The organism is Enterobacter hormaechei subsp. xiangfangensis (assembly GCF_001729785.1).
In the GTDB taxonomy this organism is placed as follows: Bacteria; Pseudomonadota; Gammaproteobacteria; order Enterobacterales; family Enterobacteriaceae; genus Enterobacter; species Enterobacter hormaechei_C.
In genome coordinates this window covers 2,206,035-2,224,320 of record NZ_CP017183.1, presented here as the reverse complement: position 1 = coordinate 2,224,320, position 18,286 = coordinate 2,206,035, and the positions used below count along the sequence as shown (strand labels likewise).

At 61.2% G+C, this 18,286-nt stretch carries 1 protein-coding gene; it reads right to left on the bottom strand.

The window, feature by feature from the left end; translation table 11 throughout:
• Positions 1 to 155: 155 nt before the first annotated feature.
• Positions 156 to 18,209, bottom strand: coding sequence for an Ig-like domain-containing protein (locus tag BFV63_RS10645; RefSeq protein ID WP_069597529.1), 18,054 nt, complete (start codon positions 18,207 to 18,209; stop codon positions 156 to 158).
• Positions 18,210 to 18,286 lie beyond the last annotated feature (77 nt).

The following is an 18,286-nucleotide window of genomic DNA, read 5'->3' as shown; positions in this document are numbered from 1 at the left end:
CGATGATTTCGCACTGAAATGATACCTTTCCGGGATGATTAGAAATCGAACACTGTCTAAACGAGCCCGCAAAATAATCTTGTGAAATATAGGGTTATGGCTATTCGTGTAAAGAAACGCAAAAAGCCGCGAGGATCGCTCCCCGCGGCAGTGTTTTACGCAATTAACAGCTGGTGGTTCGCCAGCAGCGTCGCCAGATCTTTCTGCACCCCGTTCAGCGTCACCAGCGTGGTGGGCGAGAACTGACCGCCGGTGCCGTCCAGGTCAACCTGGATCTCGGTGTTGCTGCCGTTCTGCACCACGCGGATGTAGTCGGCGATGTTGCCCGCGCTGCTGTCCAGCGTCGCCACGCCGTTGACGTAGCTCGCCGAGCCGGTGCCGGTATAACCGCTGTCAGAAAGCAGGTCGCGCAGGTCGATACGGTCCGTATCCGCCGTCCCTTCCCAGGTGCCGACGGTAAAGCCGTTCACCACATCGCTGCCGTTGCCGCCCGTCGCGTCAGACGCGTTGATCAGCTTATAGAGCAACGTATCGTGACCGCCGCTGCCGATGTTGAAGGTGTCGTTCCCGCCCCGGCCTTCGAACTGGTTATCACCGCTGTTGCCGGTGATCACGTCGTCATAGTCGGAGCCGTTGATGCCTTCAATATTCACCAGTGTCGCGGTATCGAATCCGGTACTCTGCGCCGTAGAGCGTCCTAAATCGACGGTGACGCCGGAAGTGGCGTTGCGATAATCCACGACATCCATGCCGCCCGTACTGCTCCACGTGTCGTGTTCAGAGGTCGTCGTCCAGCCACCGGAACCGTTGTAGGTATACGTCCCTGCTTCAGCGATAAAGGTATCGTTGTAGCCGGTACCTGTCAGGGTGCCCTGGTGACCGCCCGTAGCAGCTTCAGCCGTCAGGGCGTAACTTTCTTTACCGTCTCCTGCCGTCAGCCCGTCCCAGGTTACGTTACTCGAAACACCGTTAACGGCACGAACCAGCACCGCGTGATACGTCTCGCTGGGATCCAGGCCGTAAAAACTGATGAGCGACGAGGAATCGTTAATGCCAATCCCGGACTGGGCATTGATGATTTCACTGGCGACCAGCTGGCCTGCCGCGTTGTACAGCTGGACAGTGTTGCCAAAGAAGGCGTTAATCCCTTCGCTGTCGACAATCTTCAGATGCAAGGCCGTACCTGGTGCGACCGTATTGGTATTCCGCTCCAGTAAAACCGTACCGTTTTGACGGAAAATGAGCAGATCCTGTGCGCCATCCCAGTCGTAATCAAGCAGAGCCGCGCCGGATACCTGAGTTGACGTAGCGGTACTGAATTTCGAAGCAGTAAAGCTTGCAGTACCTGCCAGTCCATCATTGGTGTAAAGATAAGACTGCCCGCTATTCGCCAGCTTGATGATGTCCATGTGACCGTCGAGGTTCCAGTCCACCGCCACGCTGACGTTACCCACAAACTTATCCGTGGTCGCCGTTCCAACCGCGGTTCCGGCCAGAAGGTTGCCGCTACCGTCGTTCAGCATTAACACCCCGCCCTGGCTGGTTCCGCTGGAGGTACGGGACATGCTCATATACAGGTCCATGTAGCCATCACCGTTAAAGTCGGCCCAGGTCATACTCACGGCATTGGACGCTGCGGCGGAACCATAGCCGCTGTACATGGTATTGGTGAAGTTTTGCCCCCACGTAAATGAGCCATTGCCCTGGTTAAACATGGTCGACAGGGCATAGTTGTTGCCCCCGTTGGTCGTATGCTGGGCAATATCCACTTTCCCGTCGTTGTTCAAATCCACACCGGACGTTTCAATCAGACTGTTGTAGTTACCTACCGTTGATCCCGATACGAAACTGGAGTACGTACCGGACTTCGAACTGCCCGTCAGCGTGCCGTTGTTATTGAGCATGACGGTGCTGGAATCAGGCCCGCCAGCATCGCCGATGACAAAGTCAGTGTAACCATCGCCCTTGATGTCAATGGCGACCACCGCGCCATACCACACCGCAGCCCCCATATTGGTCAGCGTACTGGAGGTGTATGTACCGTCTCCATTGTTAATCAGCTGCACCATGTACGAGTAACTTGTCCCTTCCGCCAGCACGTCAGCCAGCCCGTCGCGGTTGATATCCGCGTAAGTACCGGTTGTGTAACTCCCCGTCATTGAGAAATTGCCTGAAACGGTGTAAGCGTTACGGCTACTGGTATTGGCGGATGCGAATTGCTGGTTGGCCATAATCGTCCACAGCCCATCCGAATCCAGCATATAGCTGGCAGAATAGGAGTAGTTCGCGGCGGTAAATGACCAGGCCGGCGTCAATGATTCTTCACTCCCTACAATCAGGCTACCGGTAGTCAACCCAGCGGTATTGCCGTTGCCGGCGCTGCTTTTCACCTGTGCCGTAACATCATAATTCTTCACGCTCAGCGCATCGCCGTCAGGGAGCTGCAAATACCATGTGTTGTTATCCGGATCGACCACGACCGCACCGCCAGTCTCTGAGGTGTAGGTTTTATCGTTCACGGTGATAACCACGTACTCGCCGTTGGTCAGTCCCGCCGATACAAGTCCACTCAGAATCGGGGTGCTATCTGTCGTCGTCTGAGGGTTAATGGTCACGGTGGTGGTCGGGATGCTCGTATCCACTTTCAGCACGAAATCATCTGAGTCGGTGAAGTTACCTGCCAGATCGGTCACACGCAGCATATAGACGTGATTACCGTCATTCAGACCACTGTCCTGGAAATACCAGCTGGCGGCGCCGTTCATCGTCACCTGTCCCAGCAGCACACCGTCACGATACAGTTGCACGATCTCGCCACTGTCCGGCGCACGGTTAAGCGTCCCGTTAATCACTGGAGAGTTGTCATCTGTTGCCACCGAAGCGCCGAAGCTGCCCTGACGTTCGCCTTCCCCGTCGGTATAGCTGACCACCGTTCCCACCGTATCAGGCGGCGTGGTATCAACCGTTACCACCTGCGAAGAGGTTGAGCCGACGTTGCCCGCCTGGTCGATGATCCGCACCTGGTAGTTGTAATCCCCGTCCGTCAGATCGCGGGTGTCCGTATAGCTCCAGCGCTGGTTAGTGACGGTAGCGTCAATCCAGGTATTGCCGCCGTCGAGGCTAATCTGTACGCGCTCGTCGCTGGCCAGCGCGCTGCCCAACGAACCGTTGATCGTCAGCGAGGTGTCCATGGTGATGAAATCACTTCCGGACTGCCCGGTATCTTCGCTGATGCTGTCAATGGTGATGCCGTACTGCGGCGCCTGGGTATCCACCGTCACGTCCTGCGTGGTGGTGGCCCCGACGTTGCCCGCCTGATCGACAACCCGCACCTGATAGCGGTAGTCGCCGTCGGCCAGGATGCGCGCGTCGGTATAGCGCCACTGGGTACCGCTTACCGTGGCGTAAACCCAGGTGGTGCCGCCATCCATGCTCACCTGCACATACTCACCCGCCCCGAGTTCGGCCCCGAGCGTCCCGTTGAGCGTGTACGAGGTCGAACTGGTCAGGAAGTCATTGTTATCGAAACCGGTATCGACGGTGATGTTATCCACGGTCACCGTAATCGCCGCATCCGGCGCGACCGTATCGACCGTCACCTGCTGATGAGCGCTAGCACCCACGTTGCCCGCCGCATCCACTACGCGAACGTAGTAGTCATAGGTCTGGTTACCCAGCGTGCGGCCGTCCACGTAGTACCAGCTGTTGCCGGTGACGATCACGTTCTGCCAGGTGACGCCGCCGTCGATGCTGATCTGGGCATATTCGCCGTCGGCCAGCGTCGCGCCGAGTGAGCCGTGCAGGGTCAGGGACGTGTCGCGAGTGATAAAGTCGCTGCTGCTCAGGCCGGTATCGTCGCTGATGCTGTCGATAGCGATCGTTTTGCTGGCGTCCGGCGCGACGGTATCAATGGTCACCACCTGGCTGGTGGTGGCGCTGATATTCCCCGCCTCGTCAATCACGCGCAGCTGGTAGTTGTAATCCCCGTCGGTCAGCGTACGGCCATCAATATACGTCCAGCTCAGGCCGCTAACGCTCACGTCAGTCCAGGTCGCGCCACCGTCCAGGCTGATCTGGGCGTGGTCGCCGTTGCCCAGGGCCGCGCCGAGCGTACCTTTCAGGCTGATCTGGTTGTCGCTGGTAATGAAGTCGCTGTCGGACAGGCCGGTATCCTGCGAGACGGAATCCACGGTAATGGTCGCCGCCGCAGGCTTCGTCAGATCGATTACCACGTCCTGGCTGTCCGTTGCCCCAACGTTGCCCGCGTTATCAATCACGCGCACCTGGTACTGATACGTACCGTCCGTCAGGGTGCGGCCATCAGTGTAGCGCCAGGTGGTGCCGGTGACGGTCAGGTCGATCCAGGTGACGCCGCCGTCAAGGCTGATCTGCGCCTTCTCGTTATTGCCGAGCTGCGCGGTCAGGGAACCATTCACCACCACCTGGCTGTCGTTGGTGATGAAGTCATTCGCGCTGAGGCCGGTATCGTTTTGCAGGGAATCAATGCTGATCCCCATCGACGGTGCGGTGAGATCCACGGTTACGGTGTGGTTATCGCTGACGCTGTTGCCGATGGCGTTGCTCACCTGCGCGTTAATCACGTACGAACCGCCGTCCGCCAGCGCGGTCACGTCTGCGCTGCCGACCGTATAGCTCCAGGTGCCGTCATTTTGAACGGTAGCCGTGTAGGTTTTACCGTTAAGCGTAATTGTCACCGTCTGGCCCGCTGGCGCATCGGTGGTGCCGCTGATAACCAGTGGCGTGCCATGTTCGGCGGCATTTACGATATCGTCCTGCGCAAAGGTGTTAATGGCGATGGTCGGCACGTCGCCGTTAAGCGTCACGTCGTGCGTTGCGCTGCCCGGGTTACCTGCCTTATCGCTCACCGTAGCCGTAATGGTGTAATCCCCGTCGCTCAGGCCAAGGAAATCACGCCCCGGCACGAAGACCGACCAGGAGCCGTCCGCCCCGACGGTCGCCTGATAGCTGTGGCCGTTGAAGGAGACGGTCACCGTCTGGCCCTGTTCCGCGGTGGTGGTCCCGCTGATGGTCTGTCCCGCCAGCTGCTCGGCGTTGTTGACGATATCGTCATCAGCCACGGTGCTAATGGTGACGGCTGGCGCGATGGTATCGACCGTTAAGGTATGCGTCGTCTGGCCGCTGTTACCGGCTTTATCGTTGACCGAGGCGGTCACCGTCAGCGCCCCCTGGCTCAGTGCAGCCAGATCGACTGCCGGAACATCCAGCGTCCACGTCCCGTCGTTTGCCACAAGCGCAGTGTAGGTTTTGCCGCCCAGCGTGACGGTCACCGTCTGGCCTGCTTCCGCGCTGGAAGAGCCTTGTACGGTGAGCGCCTGCTGGGCTTCCGCCGCATTCAGCACATCGTCGCCCGACAACGTGTTCACGCTAATCACCGGCGCGCTGGTATCCACGCTGATGGTATGCGTCGCCGAGGCGCTGTTCCCGGCGCTGTCCTGCGCCGAAACAGAAACCTGGTAGCTCGCGCCGTCGGCCAGGGTGCCCACGTCGGCGGCCGGTACGGTGGTTGTCCAGGAGCCATCGCTCTGGATAGTGGCCGTATAGCTCTTACCATTCAGGTTGATAGTGACCTGCGTACCGCTGGCGAACTGCGCGCTGGAGCCGTTGATGACCAGCGACGCGCCCGCTTCTGCTGCATTGATCACGTCATCACCGCTGAGGGTGTTGACGGTCAGCGCGACCGATGCGGTATTTACCACCACGTCGTGGGTCTGGGTGCTGCTGTTACCCGCACTGTCGGTGATAGTCGCGCTAAGGGTCACGGTGCCGTCGGTCAGCGCGGAAATCACGCTGGCCGGAACGCCCACGCTCCATTTGCCGCTGGCGTCAACGGTGGTGGTGTACTGGTTCGAACCGATGGTGATGACCACCTTATCGCCGACGCTGGCGCCGGTTGCGGTGCCGCTGACGATCTGCGCCTGCCCGTGCTCCACGCTGTTGATGACGTCATCTCCCGCCACAACGTTAAAGCTGACGGTCGGCGGCGTGGTATCAAACGTAATCGCTTTCCCCGCGCTGCCCGGATTACCCGCGGCGTCACTCACGCTGGCCTGCACGGTGTAACCGTTATCCGACAGTGCGGAAAGGTCTGTGCCCGGCACGTTCACGCTCCAGACGCCGCCCTGCTGAACCTGTGCGGTGTAGCTGTTTCCGCCCAGCGTCACGGTGACCGTCTGACCGACTTCAGCCGTGGTGGTGCCGGAAATGGCCACGCCCGCAGCCGCTTCGCTGCCGTTGATCACGTTGTCGCCGGCTACCGTGTCAATCGTCACGGTTGGCGCTGTGGCATCCACGCTGTACTCCCGGCCCGCAGACGCGCTGTTGCCGTGCGCGTTGGTGACGCTCACCTGCACGCTGGCGTCACCGTCCTTCAGGCCCGCGAGATCGGCGGAAGGCACGGTGGCCGTCCAGTTACCGTCAGCATCCACCTTCGCGGTGTACGTCTTGCCGCCGAAGGTAACGGTAACGGTCTGGTTTTCCTCCACGTTCGAGGTGCTGCCGGAGAGCACCAGATCCACGCCTTTCTCCGCCGCGTTAATCACGTCGTCGGTGGCAATCGCATCAATGCTGATAGCCACCGCCGCCAGATCGACGATCACGTCATGGCTGATGGAGACCGGGTTGCCCGCCGTGCTCTGGCCCGCTACGGTGACGGTCATCGTGCCTGCGGCCAGAGCGCCCACGTCTGCCGCCGGGATCGCCGCGGTCCAGGAGCCGTCTGCCAGTACCGACGCGGCATAGGTCTTGCCATTCACGGTCACGGTGAGCGTTGTGCCTGCCGCCAGCCCGTCACTGGTGCCGGAGACGATCAGGTTTTGACCATGCTCAATGCTGTTGATCACGTCATCGCCCGCCACGGTATTCACGCGCAGCCCCGGCAGGCTGGCGTCGATGGTGACATCGCGCTCGCCCGTTCCCGTGTTGCCGTGGCCGTTGGTCACAGTCGCAGACACCGTCAGGTCGCCGTTGCCCAGCGCCGTCAGGACGGATTCCGGCACGTTCACGGACCAGGTCAGATCGCTCTGCACTGTCGCGGTGTACGTGTTGCCGCCAATGGTCACGGTGACGGTATTGCCCGCCTCCGCGTTCGCTACCTTGCCGCTGAGGGTCTGACCCGCGGCCACTTCCGCCGCGTTGATGACGTTATCGCCCGCAATGGTGTTGATGGTGACGGTTGGCAGCGCGGTATCTACCAGCAGGTTCGCGGTGTTGCTCACGCTGTTGCCCACGCCGTTGGTGGCCGTCGCGTTCAGGGTGTAACTGGCCTGACCGAGACCGGTCAGATCCGCTGCCGGAATGGTCAGGCTCCAGGTGCCGTCTGCCGCCGTCGTGGCCGTGTAGTTTTTGCCGTTGAGGGTCACGGCCACCACGGTGCCTTCTCCCAGGTTGGCGCTGGTGCCGCTGACGCGCAGATCCTGACCCTTCTCTACCGCGTTCAGCACATTATCATCGCTGATGGCGTTGAAGCTGACCAATGGCAGACCGGTATCGACGGTCACATTATGCGTGCCGCTGCCGGTGTTGCCCGCCGCGTCGGTGACTGACACAGAGACGGTCACGGTTCCGTCGCTGAGGCCTGAAATCACATTTGCCGGGACACCCACGCTCCAGTTACCCGCCGCGTCCAGCACGGTGGTATAAGTCTGGCCGCCGATCGTGACGGTGACCTTATCGCCCGCCGCCGCGCCGGTGGCGGAGCCGCTGATAATCTGCGCCTGATTGTGTTCAGCCACGTTAATCACGTCGTCGCCTGCCACGGTGTGGATGGTCACTGCCGGAACGGTGACGTCCACCGTAAGGTTGTGGTCCGCCGACGCCGGGTTACCCGCCTTGTCGCTCACGCTCGCGGTCACGGTGACGCTGCCGTCGCTTAATCCTGCCAGATCCGCCGCCGGAACGTTCAGCGTCCAGCTGCCGTTCGCGCTGACGGTTGTGGTGTAATCTTTGCCGTTCAGCGATACGGTCACCGTCTGGCCCGCTTCGGCGGTGCTGGTGCCGGAGATTGCCAGGTCGGACTGCGCTTCTGAGGCGTTGAGGATATCGTCGGTGGCAATGGTGTTGATGGTCACGGACGGCGCGGTAGCATCCACGCTGTACTCACGGCCCGCCGAGGCGCTGTTGCCGTTCACATTGGTGACGCTCACCTGTACGCTGGCGTCACCATCCTTCAGGCCAGCCAGATCCGCTGACGGCACGGTGTAAGTCCAGTTGCCGCTGTCGTCCACGGTGGTGGTGTAGATCCTGCCGTTCAGACTAATGGTCACGGTCTGCCCGGCTTCCACGTTGGTGGTCACACCGGACAGCACCAGATCCGCGCCCTTCTCCGCCGCGTTAATCACGTCGTCGGTGGCAAGCGCATTGATGCTGATGGCAACGGTAGCCAGATCAACGGTCACGTCGTGGCTGATGATGATCGGATTACCCGCCGCGCTGTCACCGGTAACGCTGATTTTCACGGTGCCTTCCGGCCACGCGCTCACGTCGGTGGACGGGATCGCCGCGCGCCAGGTGCCGTCTGCCAGCACCGTTGCCGCGTAATCTTTACCGTTGACGGTAACCGTCAGCGCCGTGCCCGGCGCCAGCCCGTCGCTGGTGCCTGAAACAATCAGGTTCTGCGCGTGCTCGATGGTGTTGACCACGTCGTCACCCGCCACGGTATCGACGCGCAGCCCCGGCAGGTTAGCGTCGATAGCGATCTCGCGTTCGCCGGTGCCGGTGTTGCCGTGGCCGTTGGTGACGGTCGCGGTTACGCTCAGGCTGCCGTTGCCGAGTGCGGTCAGCACGTCAGACGGCACGTTGACGGACCAGGACAGATTATTCTGCACCGTTGCGGTGTAGCTGTGGCCGCCGATAGCGACGGTCACGGTGTTGCCCGCTTCGGCATTCGCCACTGTGCCGCTCAGGGTCTGACCCGCGGCCACTTCCGCCGCGTTGATGACGTTGTCGCCCGCCACGGTGTTGATGGTGACGGTTGGCAGCGCGGTGTCGACAAGCAGGTTCGCAGAATTGCTCACGCTGTTGCCCACGCCGTTGGTGGCCGTCGCGTTCAGGGTGTAACTGGCCTGACCGAGACCGGCCAGATCCGCAGCCGGAACCGTCAGGCTCCAGGTGCCGTCTGCCGCAGTTGTCGCCGTGTAGTTTTTACCGTTCAGGGTCACGGTGACCTGGGTGCCTTCCGCCAGGTTGGCGCTGGTGCCGCTGACGCTCAGATCCTGGCCTTTTTCAACGGCGTTCAGGACGTTGTCATCACTGATGGCGTTGAAGCTGACCGATGGCAGACCGGTATCGACGGTCACATTATGCGTGCCGCTGCCGGTATTGCCCGCCGCGTCGGTGACTGACACAGAGACGGTCACGGTGCCGTCGCTGAGGCCTGAAATCACATTCGCCGGAACGCCCACGCTCCAGTTACCCGCCGCATCCAGCACGGTGGTATAAGTCTGGCCGCCGATCGTGACGGTGACCTTATCGCCCGCCGCCGCGCCGGTGGCGGAGCCGCTGATAATCTGCGCCTGATTGTGTTCAGCCACGTTAATCACGTCGTCGCCTGCCACGGTGTGGATGGTCACCGCAGGTACGGTGACGTCCACCGTCAGGGCGTGGTCAACCGACGCCGGGTTACCCGCCTTGTCGCTCACGCTCGCGGTTACGGTGACGCTGCCGTCGGTTAATCCTGCAAGGTCAGCTGCCGGCACGTTCAGCGTCCAGCTGCCGTTCGCGCTGACGGTTGTGGTGTAATCTTTGCCGTTCAGCGATACGGTCACCGTCTGGCCTGCTTCGGCGGTGCTGGTGCCGGAGATTGCAAGGTCGGACTGTGCTTCTGAGGCGTTGAGGATATCGTCGGTGGCAATCGTGTTGATGGTCACGGACGGCGCGGTAGCATCCACGCTGTACTCGCGGCCCGCAGACGCGCTGTTGCCGTTCACGTTGGTGACGCTCACCTGCACGCTGGCGTCACCGTCCTTCAGGCCAGCCAGATCCGCAGACGGCACCGTGGCGGTCCATTTACCCTCAGCGTCCACCGTGGCAGTGTAGCTCTTGCCGCCGAAGGTGATGGTGACGGTTTGATTTTCCTCTACATTCGCGGTGGTGCCGGAGAGCACCAGATCCGCACCCCTCTCGGCGGCGTTGATCACGTCATCGGAAGCGATGGCGTCAATGCTGATCGCGACGTTTGCCAGATCCACGGTCACATCATGGTTGATAGTCACCGGATTGCCCGCGCTGCTCTGGCCTTCAACGTTCACGGTGACCGTGCCTGCGGCAAGGGCACTCACGTCCGCAGAAGGGATCGCCGCGCTCCAGGTGCCGTCTGCCAGCACCGTGGCTGCATAGGTTTTACCGTTTACGGTGACGGTCAGCGCTGTGCCCGCCGTCAGGCCGTCGCTTGAACCCGTGATAATCAGATTCTGCCTGTGTTCGATGCTGTTAATCACGTCATCGCCCGCTACGGTGTCCACGCGCAGGCCCGGCAGATTCGCGTCGATAGTGATATCGCGCTCTCCGCTGCCGCTGTTGCCCACGCCGTTCGTGACGCTGGCGGTCACGGTCAGATCGCCATTGCCCAGCGCGGTGAGCACAGATTCCGGTACGCTGACGGACCAGGTCAGATCGCTCTGCACCGTTGCGGTGTAGTTATGGCCGCCAACAGACACAGTCACGGTGTTGCCCGCTTCGGCATTCACCACTGTGCCGCTAATGGTCTGGCCGGTTGCCAGCTCCGCCGCGTTGATCACGTCGTCGCCCGCCACGGTGTTAATGATGACGCCAGGCAGCACGGATTCCACGTTCACGGTGTGCGAGGTGCTGGTGCTGTTGCCGACGCTGTCCGTTGCGGAGGCCGACACGGTGTAAAGCGCTTCACCCAGTTGCCCCACCTCGCTCGCCGGAACGGTTGTGGTCCATTGGCCATTGGTATCCACCGTGGCGCTGTACGCTTTGCCGTTGAGCATCACGGTGACCACCGCGCCCGCGGCCAGCCCGGAAGCCGTACCTGTGATGGTCAGATCCTGCGTTTTCTCACTGCTGTTGATCACATCGTCGCCGGACACGGTGTCAATGGTCAGCACCGGCGCAGTGAGGTTGACTTCAACCTCGTGCGTTGTGCTGTTGCTGTTTCCGGCTTTATCGGTCAGTGCCGCGGTGATCGTGTGATCCCCGGCGGTCAGGGCACTCACGTCCGCCGCAGGCACGCCCACGCTCCACCTGCCGGAAGCGTCCAGGGTCGCGGTGTAATCTTTGTTATTGATGGTGACGGTCACCACGTCGCCCGCCGCCGCACCGGTCACGGAACCGGTGACAATTAGCGCCTGCGCATGCTCGGCGCTGTTGATCACGTCGTCGTCGGAAACGGTGTTAATGGTCAGCTGTGGCACCGTGGTATCCACCAGCACATCGCGGTCCGCCAAGGCCGGGTTACCCGCCTTATCCGCGACGGCTGCCGTGATGGTGTAACTGCCGTCGGTAATCGCGCCGATATCCGCAGACGGTACGGTGACGCTCCAGCTGCCGTTCGCCTGTACGGTGGTGGTGTAGTCCACGCCGTTCAGCGTCACGGTGACGGTCTGGCCCGCTTCGGCGTTGGAGACACCGTTAACGACCAGATCCTGCTGCGCTTCGGCCGCGTTGATGATGTTGTTGTCGCTGACGATCTCGATGGACACCGTCGGCGCGGTGGCGTCCACGCTGTACTCGCGGCCCGCCGAGGCGCTGTTGCCGTTCACGTTGGTGACGCTGACCTGCACGCTGGCGTCGCCGTCTTTCAGGCTACCTAAATCGGCAGACGGTACGGTCGCCGTCCAGTGGCCGCTGGCATCCACCGTCGCGCTATAGGTCTTACCGCCGAAAGTGATGGTAACGGTCTGGTTTTTTTCCACGTTGGTGGTCGTGCCAGAAAGTACCAGGTCCTCCCCCTTTTCCGCGGCGTTAATCACGTCGTCGGTGGCAACGGCGTCGATGCTGATGGCCACCGTCGCCAGATCGACCTTCACGTCGTGGCTGATGGAAACCGGGTTACCCGCCGCGCTCTGGCCGTCAACGGTCACGGTGATCGTGCCTGCGCTCAGCGCGCCGACGTCAGCCGCCGGAATAGCTGCACTCCATGTCCCGTCTGCCAGTACGGTTGCCGCGTAGGTTTTGCCGTTGACGGTGACCGTCAGCGCCGATCCGCTCGCCAGCCCGTCGCTGGAGCCGGTAATAATCAGGTTTTGACCATGCTCGATGCTGTTGATCACATCGTCGCCTGCCACGGTATCCACGCGCAGGCCCGGCAGGCTGGCATCAATCGTGATGTCGCGTTCGCCGGTGCCGGTGTTGCCGTGGCCGTTGGTCACGCTCGCTGTTACGGTGAGATCGCCGTTACCGATAGCGGTTAAGACGTCAGACGGCACGTTAACCGACCAGCTCAGGTCGTCCTGGACCGTCGCGGTATAGGTGTTGCCCCCGATACCGATCGTGACAGTGTCACCGCTCGCCGCGCCGCTCACTTTCCCGCTCAGGGTTTGTCCGGAAGCCACTTCCGCCGCGTTAATCACGTCGTCGGTGGCAACCGCATTAATGGTGACCTGCGGCAGCGCGCTGTCGACCAGCACGCTATGGCTGGTGTTCGCACTATTACCCGCAGTATCGGTCACGCTGGCCGTCACGCTATAGCTCGCTTCGCCCAATGCCGAGACGTTTGCCGCCGGAACGGTGACGCTCCAGTTACCGCTGGCATCGGTGGTGGCGGCGTAACTGATACCGTTCAGGGTTACGGTGATGCGGGTCCCGTCCGGCTGGTTGCTGGTACCGGAGATCAACAGGTCCTGGCCTTTTTCGGTCGCGTTGATCACGTCGTCAACCGCCAGGGTATTGATGGCAATCACCGGCGCGGTCAGGGAAACGTCAAACGCATGCGTCGCGCTGGTGCTGTTGCCCGCTTTATCGGTGACCGTGGCGGAGATCGTCTGATCGCCGTTAGCCAGCGCGCCCACGTCCGTCGCCGGAACGCCCACGCTCCAGTTACCGGCACCGTCCAGCATCGCTGTGTAGTCTTTGCCGTTCAGGGTCAAGGTAATCACATCGCCCGCCTGCGCGCCCGTCACCTTGCCGGTGACAATCAGCGCCTGGCCGTGCTCGGCAATATTAACAATGTCGTCGCCCGCCACAATGTCGAAGGTAATCTGCGGCACGGTAGTGTCGACCAGCACGGACGCCCCTGCACTGGCCGGGTTGCCCGCTTTATCGGACACGGTCACCGTGACCGCCGCGCTGCCGTCGGCGATCCCCGCCAGATCCGCCGCCGGTACGTCCAGCGTCCAGCTGCCGTTTGCCTGCACCTGGGCGGTGTACTGATTGCCGTTGAAGGTCACGGTGACCGTCTGGCCTGCTTCGGCAGTAGACGTCCCGCTCAGGGTCAGATCCTGCGCCGCCTCTGCCGCATTCAGCATGTTGTCGCCGCTGATGGTGTTGATGGTGACCGCTGGCGCGGCGGTAGCGACGCTGAATGCCTGCGAGGAAGAGGCCGCGTTGCCGTTCACGTTGGTTACGCTGACCTGTACGCTGGCGTCGCCGTCCTTCAGGCCGCTCAGATCGGCAGCCGGTACGGTGCAGATCCAGTCGCCGTTGGCATCGACCATCGTGGTCCAGGTTTTACCCGCAAAGATAATGGTAACGGTCTGGCCCGCTTCAACGTTCGAGGAGGAGCCGGACAGCACCAGATCCTGGCCTTTTTCTGCCGCGTTCAGCACGTTGTCGTCCGTCACGCTGTTAATGCTTATCGCCACCGGGGCGAGATCGACATCCACCACGGTGCCGATGTTCACCGGGTTGCCGGAGGTATCCTGCGCGCTGGCGCTGATGGTGAGCGACCCGTCCGCCCACCGGGAGACGTCTGCGGCCGGAACCGCAGCCTGCCATGTGCCGTCCGCCAGTACCGATGCGGAATAACTCTTGCCGTTGATGCTCACGGTGACGGTGCTACCCGCCGCCAGGTCGGTGCTGGTGCCGGAGATAACCAGGTTCTGCGCGTGTTCAATTATGTTAATGACGTCGTCACCGGCGACGGTATCAATGCGCAGGCCGGGCAGCTCGGCGTCAATGGTGACATCCAGGGAAGACGATCCGGTATTGCCGTGCGCGTTCGTCACGCTGGCCGACACGGTCAGGTCGCCGTTGCCGAGCGCGGTTAACTGACTCTGGGTTAACGGCAGGCTCCAGGTGAGATCGTCCTGTACGGTAGCCGTGTATGTCTGCCCGCCGAGGATAATCGTGACGGTATCACCCGATGCCGCGTTAGAAACCTTTCCGGTCAGGGTTTGCCCTGCGGCCACTTCCGCCGCGTTGACGATATTATCGCCCGCAAAGTTGTTGAGGGTAACAACCGGCAGCGAGCTGTCCACCAGCACATCGTGCGTGGCAGCGGCGCTATTGCCCACATTATCGGTGACGCTCGCCGTTACGGTGTAATTGGCTTCACCCAGCGCGCTCACCGCAGAGGCGGGTACGGTAACGCTCCAGTTGCCGCTGACGTCGGTGGTGGCGGTGTAGTTGATACCGTTCAGATTAACAGTGATGGTGGTTCCTTCCGGCTGGTTGCTGGTACCGGAAAGCAGCAGATCTTCGCCCTTCTCTGCCGCATTGATCACGTCATCCGCTGCCAGCGTGTTAATACCGATAACGGGCGTCACAGTATTGACCACCACATCCACTGAACTGCTGCCGGTGTTGCCGGACCGATCGGTCACGGAGACGTTAATAGTCCAGGTGCCGTCCGTCAGCCCCTGAATGACGGACGCAGGCAGGCCGAGACTCCAGTTTCCTGCCGCATCCACCACGGTGGTGTAGTCCACGTTATTGATGGTGATGGTGACCAAATCACCCGCTGCCGCGCCGGTGACGGAGCCGCTCAGGATCTGCGCCTGAGCATGGGCCAGCTGGTTAACGGTGTTGGTGTCGGTGACGAAATCGTTGATGGTCACCTGCGGTACGGTGGCATCCACCAGCCCAACGCGATCCGCGCTGCTGCTGTTGCCCGCCACGTCAGTGACGGTGGCCGTCACGGTGACATTGCCATCGGTCAGCGCGCCTACGTCGGCGGCAGGCACGTTCAGCTGCCAGCGACCGTCCGCCTGTACCGTGGTCTGGTAAGATTTACCGTTCAGCGTCACGGTGACCGTCTGGCCCGTTTCAGCGGTTGTGCTGCCGCTGAGCACCAGATCCTGCTGCGCTTCTGCCGCATTAATGATGTTGTCGTCGGTCAGGTTATCAAGCGTAATGGCTGGCGGCTGCGTATCGACGATCACCACGCGTGAGGCGTCCGCGCTGTTGCCGTTGACGTTAGTCACGCTGACGCTCACCTGCGCACGCCCGTCGATCAGCGTTTCCATCGCGCTCGCCGGAACGGTCAGGTGCCAGGAGCCGTCCTGCTGCACCTGTGCGGTAAAGGTTTGATCCGCGAATTTCACCACCACGGTCTGCCCGGCCTCCACGCCCTGCGTCTGACCAGAAAGCGTGACATCCGCGCCTTTTTCCGCCGCGTTGAGCATATCGTCAGTGGTTACGGTATCGATGGTGACAGCCACCGCATTCAGGTCAAGCTCGATCGGGTGTTCAGCCGCCACGGTGTTGCCCCAGGCATCTTCCGCGCTGACGCTGACGGTCATGCCTCCCGCCGTCCATGCCTGAAGGTCCGCCGCCGGCACGCCAATCTGCCAGCTGCCGCTGGCGTTAACCGTGGTGACGTATTCGACATTATTGATGGTGACGGTGATCTGTGTGCCTTCGGCCAGATGAGTGCTGGAGCCGGTTACGGCCAGATCCTGCTGCTGCTCGATGGCGTTAATCACGTCATCGCCAGAGATCGTGTTCACGCGCAGGCCCGGCAGTTCGGCGTTGATGTTGATATCACGTTCGCCGGTGCCGGTATTGCCGTGCGCATTGGTGACAGAGGCGCTGAAGGTTAAATCGCCGTCGCCAAACGCCTGGAGGTCGGCCGATGGGATCGTCACGCTCCATTTCAGGTCGCTGCCAACCGTCGCGGTGTAGCTCTTGCCGCCCACGGTGACAGAGACGGTATCGCCCGCCGCCGCGCCGGTGACGCGTCCACTGAGGGTTTGGTCAACCGCCGCTTCGGCGTTATTGACCAGGTTATCCCCGGCAAAGGTGTTGACGATCACCTGCGGCAGCACGGTGTCTACCAGCAGATTCGCCTCGGCGGAGCCGCTGTTACCCACGCTGTCGGTGCCGCTGACGCTGACGGTGTAAAGGGTATTCGCCAGATCCAGCACGTCGGAGACCGGCACCTGAACGGACCAACGACCGTTCTCAACGGTGGTCTGATAGTTAACGTTGTTCAGCGTCACGGTGACAGCGCTGCCGTTCGGCAGATTACTGGTCCCGCTCAGGCTCAGGGGCTGCATGGCCTCCTGCGCATTCAGGACGTTATCCTGGCTGATGGGATCAAGGGTAAATTCCGGCGGGTTGCCGCTCAGCGTAATGCCGTGCGTCGCGCTGCCGGTGTTGCCCGCCGCATCGGTCACGGCAACCGAAATGCTGTGGCTACCTTCCCCCAGCGCGCCAATGACGGAGGCAGGCACGCCGACGCTCCAGGTGCCGTCCGCCTGAACGACACCGGTAAAGGTCTTGCCGCCAACGGTCACGGTGACAACGTCGCCCTCCGCCGCGCCGTTCGCCTGGCCGGAAATAATCTGCGCCTGCCCCTGCTCGCTGGTGTTCAGAATGTCGTCGCCCGCGACGGTGTTGATAGTGACCACTGGCGCTGCGGTATCGACCCTGAAATCGGCGGTGATGGAGGACCCATTACCCGCTTTGTCGCTGACGTTTACCGTCAGGGTGTGCTCGCCGTTAGCCAGTGTCTGTACTTCACTGGCCGGAAGCGTAACGGACCAGCTGCCGTCGCTGCCCACGGTCGCCGTGTGATTTTTGCCGTTCAGCGTGACCGTCACAATCTGGCCCGCTTCCGCATTGGTTTTCCCGGTCAGCGTCAGCGGCTGATTATGTTCAGCCGCGTTGATGATGTTGTCCTGGGCGATCGTGTCGACAGAGATCACTGGCGAGGCGGTATCCACGCCAATCGTCTGGCTGCCGGACACGGTGTTGCCCGCCGCGTCTTTTCCGCTGACGTTGACCGTCCAGGTACCATCGCCCAGCGCCTGTGCGTCGGCAGCAGGGACCTTCACGCTCCATGCGCCGTTTGCCCCCACTTCTGCGGTATAGGTTTTACCGTTGAGCGTGACGGTAAGCGCCGTTCCCTGCGCCAGGTTTTTGCTGGTGCCGGACAGCGTAAAGCCAGCGGCCTGCTCGCTGGCGTTGATCACGTTATCGCCCGCCGTGGCGGCGAGCGTCACGCTGGTATCCGCTGTAGAAACGGTTACGGTAATACTGCCCGCAGAGGTCGTTTTACTGCCGTCGATCTGTACGACGGACCAGGTATGTTCCCCGTCCGCCTGGGTCGGGAGTGTTACCGTCCAGGTGCCGTCCTTCGCGACCATGGTGCTGGCGATGGTGCTGCCGCTGCCGTCTTTAACCTGAATGGTCGCGCCCGGCTGCCCGGTACCGCTGAAGGTGGGGGTGTTATCATCCGTGACCTCTTTTGCACTCAGCACGCCCTGCTTGTCACCCGCGTTGTCCGCCAGCAAAAATGTCGGCGTAGCGCTTTCGACTTCTTTTGTATTATCAATAACCCTGGTTTTGGTTTCGCCATCGCCGCCGTGAGCCAGCAGTGCGCCGATCGCACCGCCCCCTAACGCCGCACCGGCAATCCAGCCCCACGGCGCATCGCTTAATACGCTTCCCTGCTCCAGGAAAGGTTCAATGCTGCTAATGGGTGCAGCCTGGGCGGTTAATTCGGTGGCGGCAACGCCTGATGCTTCCCCGGCATCGGCAAATGAAATATGCGTCAACGCCTGGTTATCGTTAAATACCAGTTCGGAATGATTATGGGTTTCCGTGTCTTCGACAAAATAATTATTGCAGCGGATCACGCTGCCATCTTTCATATAAATGAGGAGGTCATTCCCCTGGCGGACATAACGCACCACGTCCTGAGCAGAACCCTGAATTTCAATCACGCTCGGTGAGGAAATAGAAACCGAGAGATTCCCTTCACCGGTTAATTTCGTCTTCTCTGCCGTTTTGCGAATGATGACATCAACAACTTTTGCGGTACTCATATTCTTCTCCTTGCAGGTGCGCGTATTCCTGTGGATATATCCACCAGAGGGATGTAACTATCCTTGGGAAAAATCAC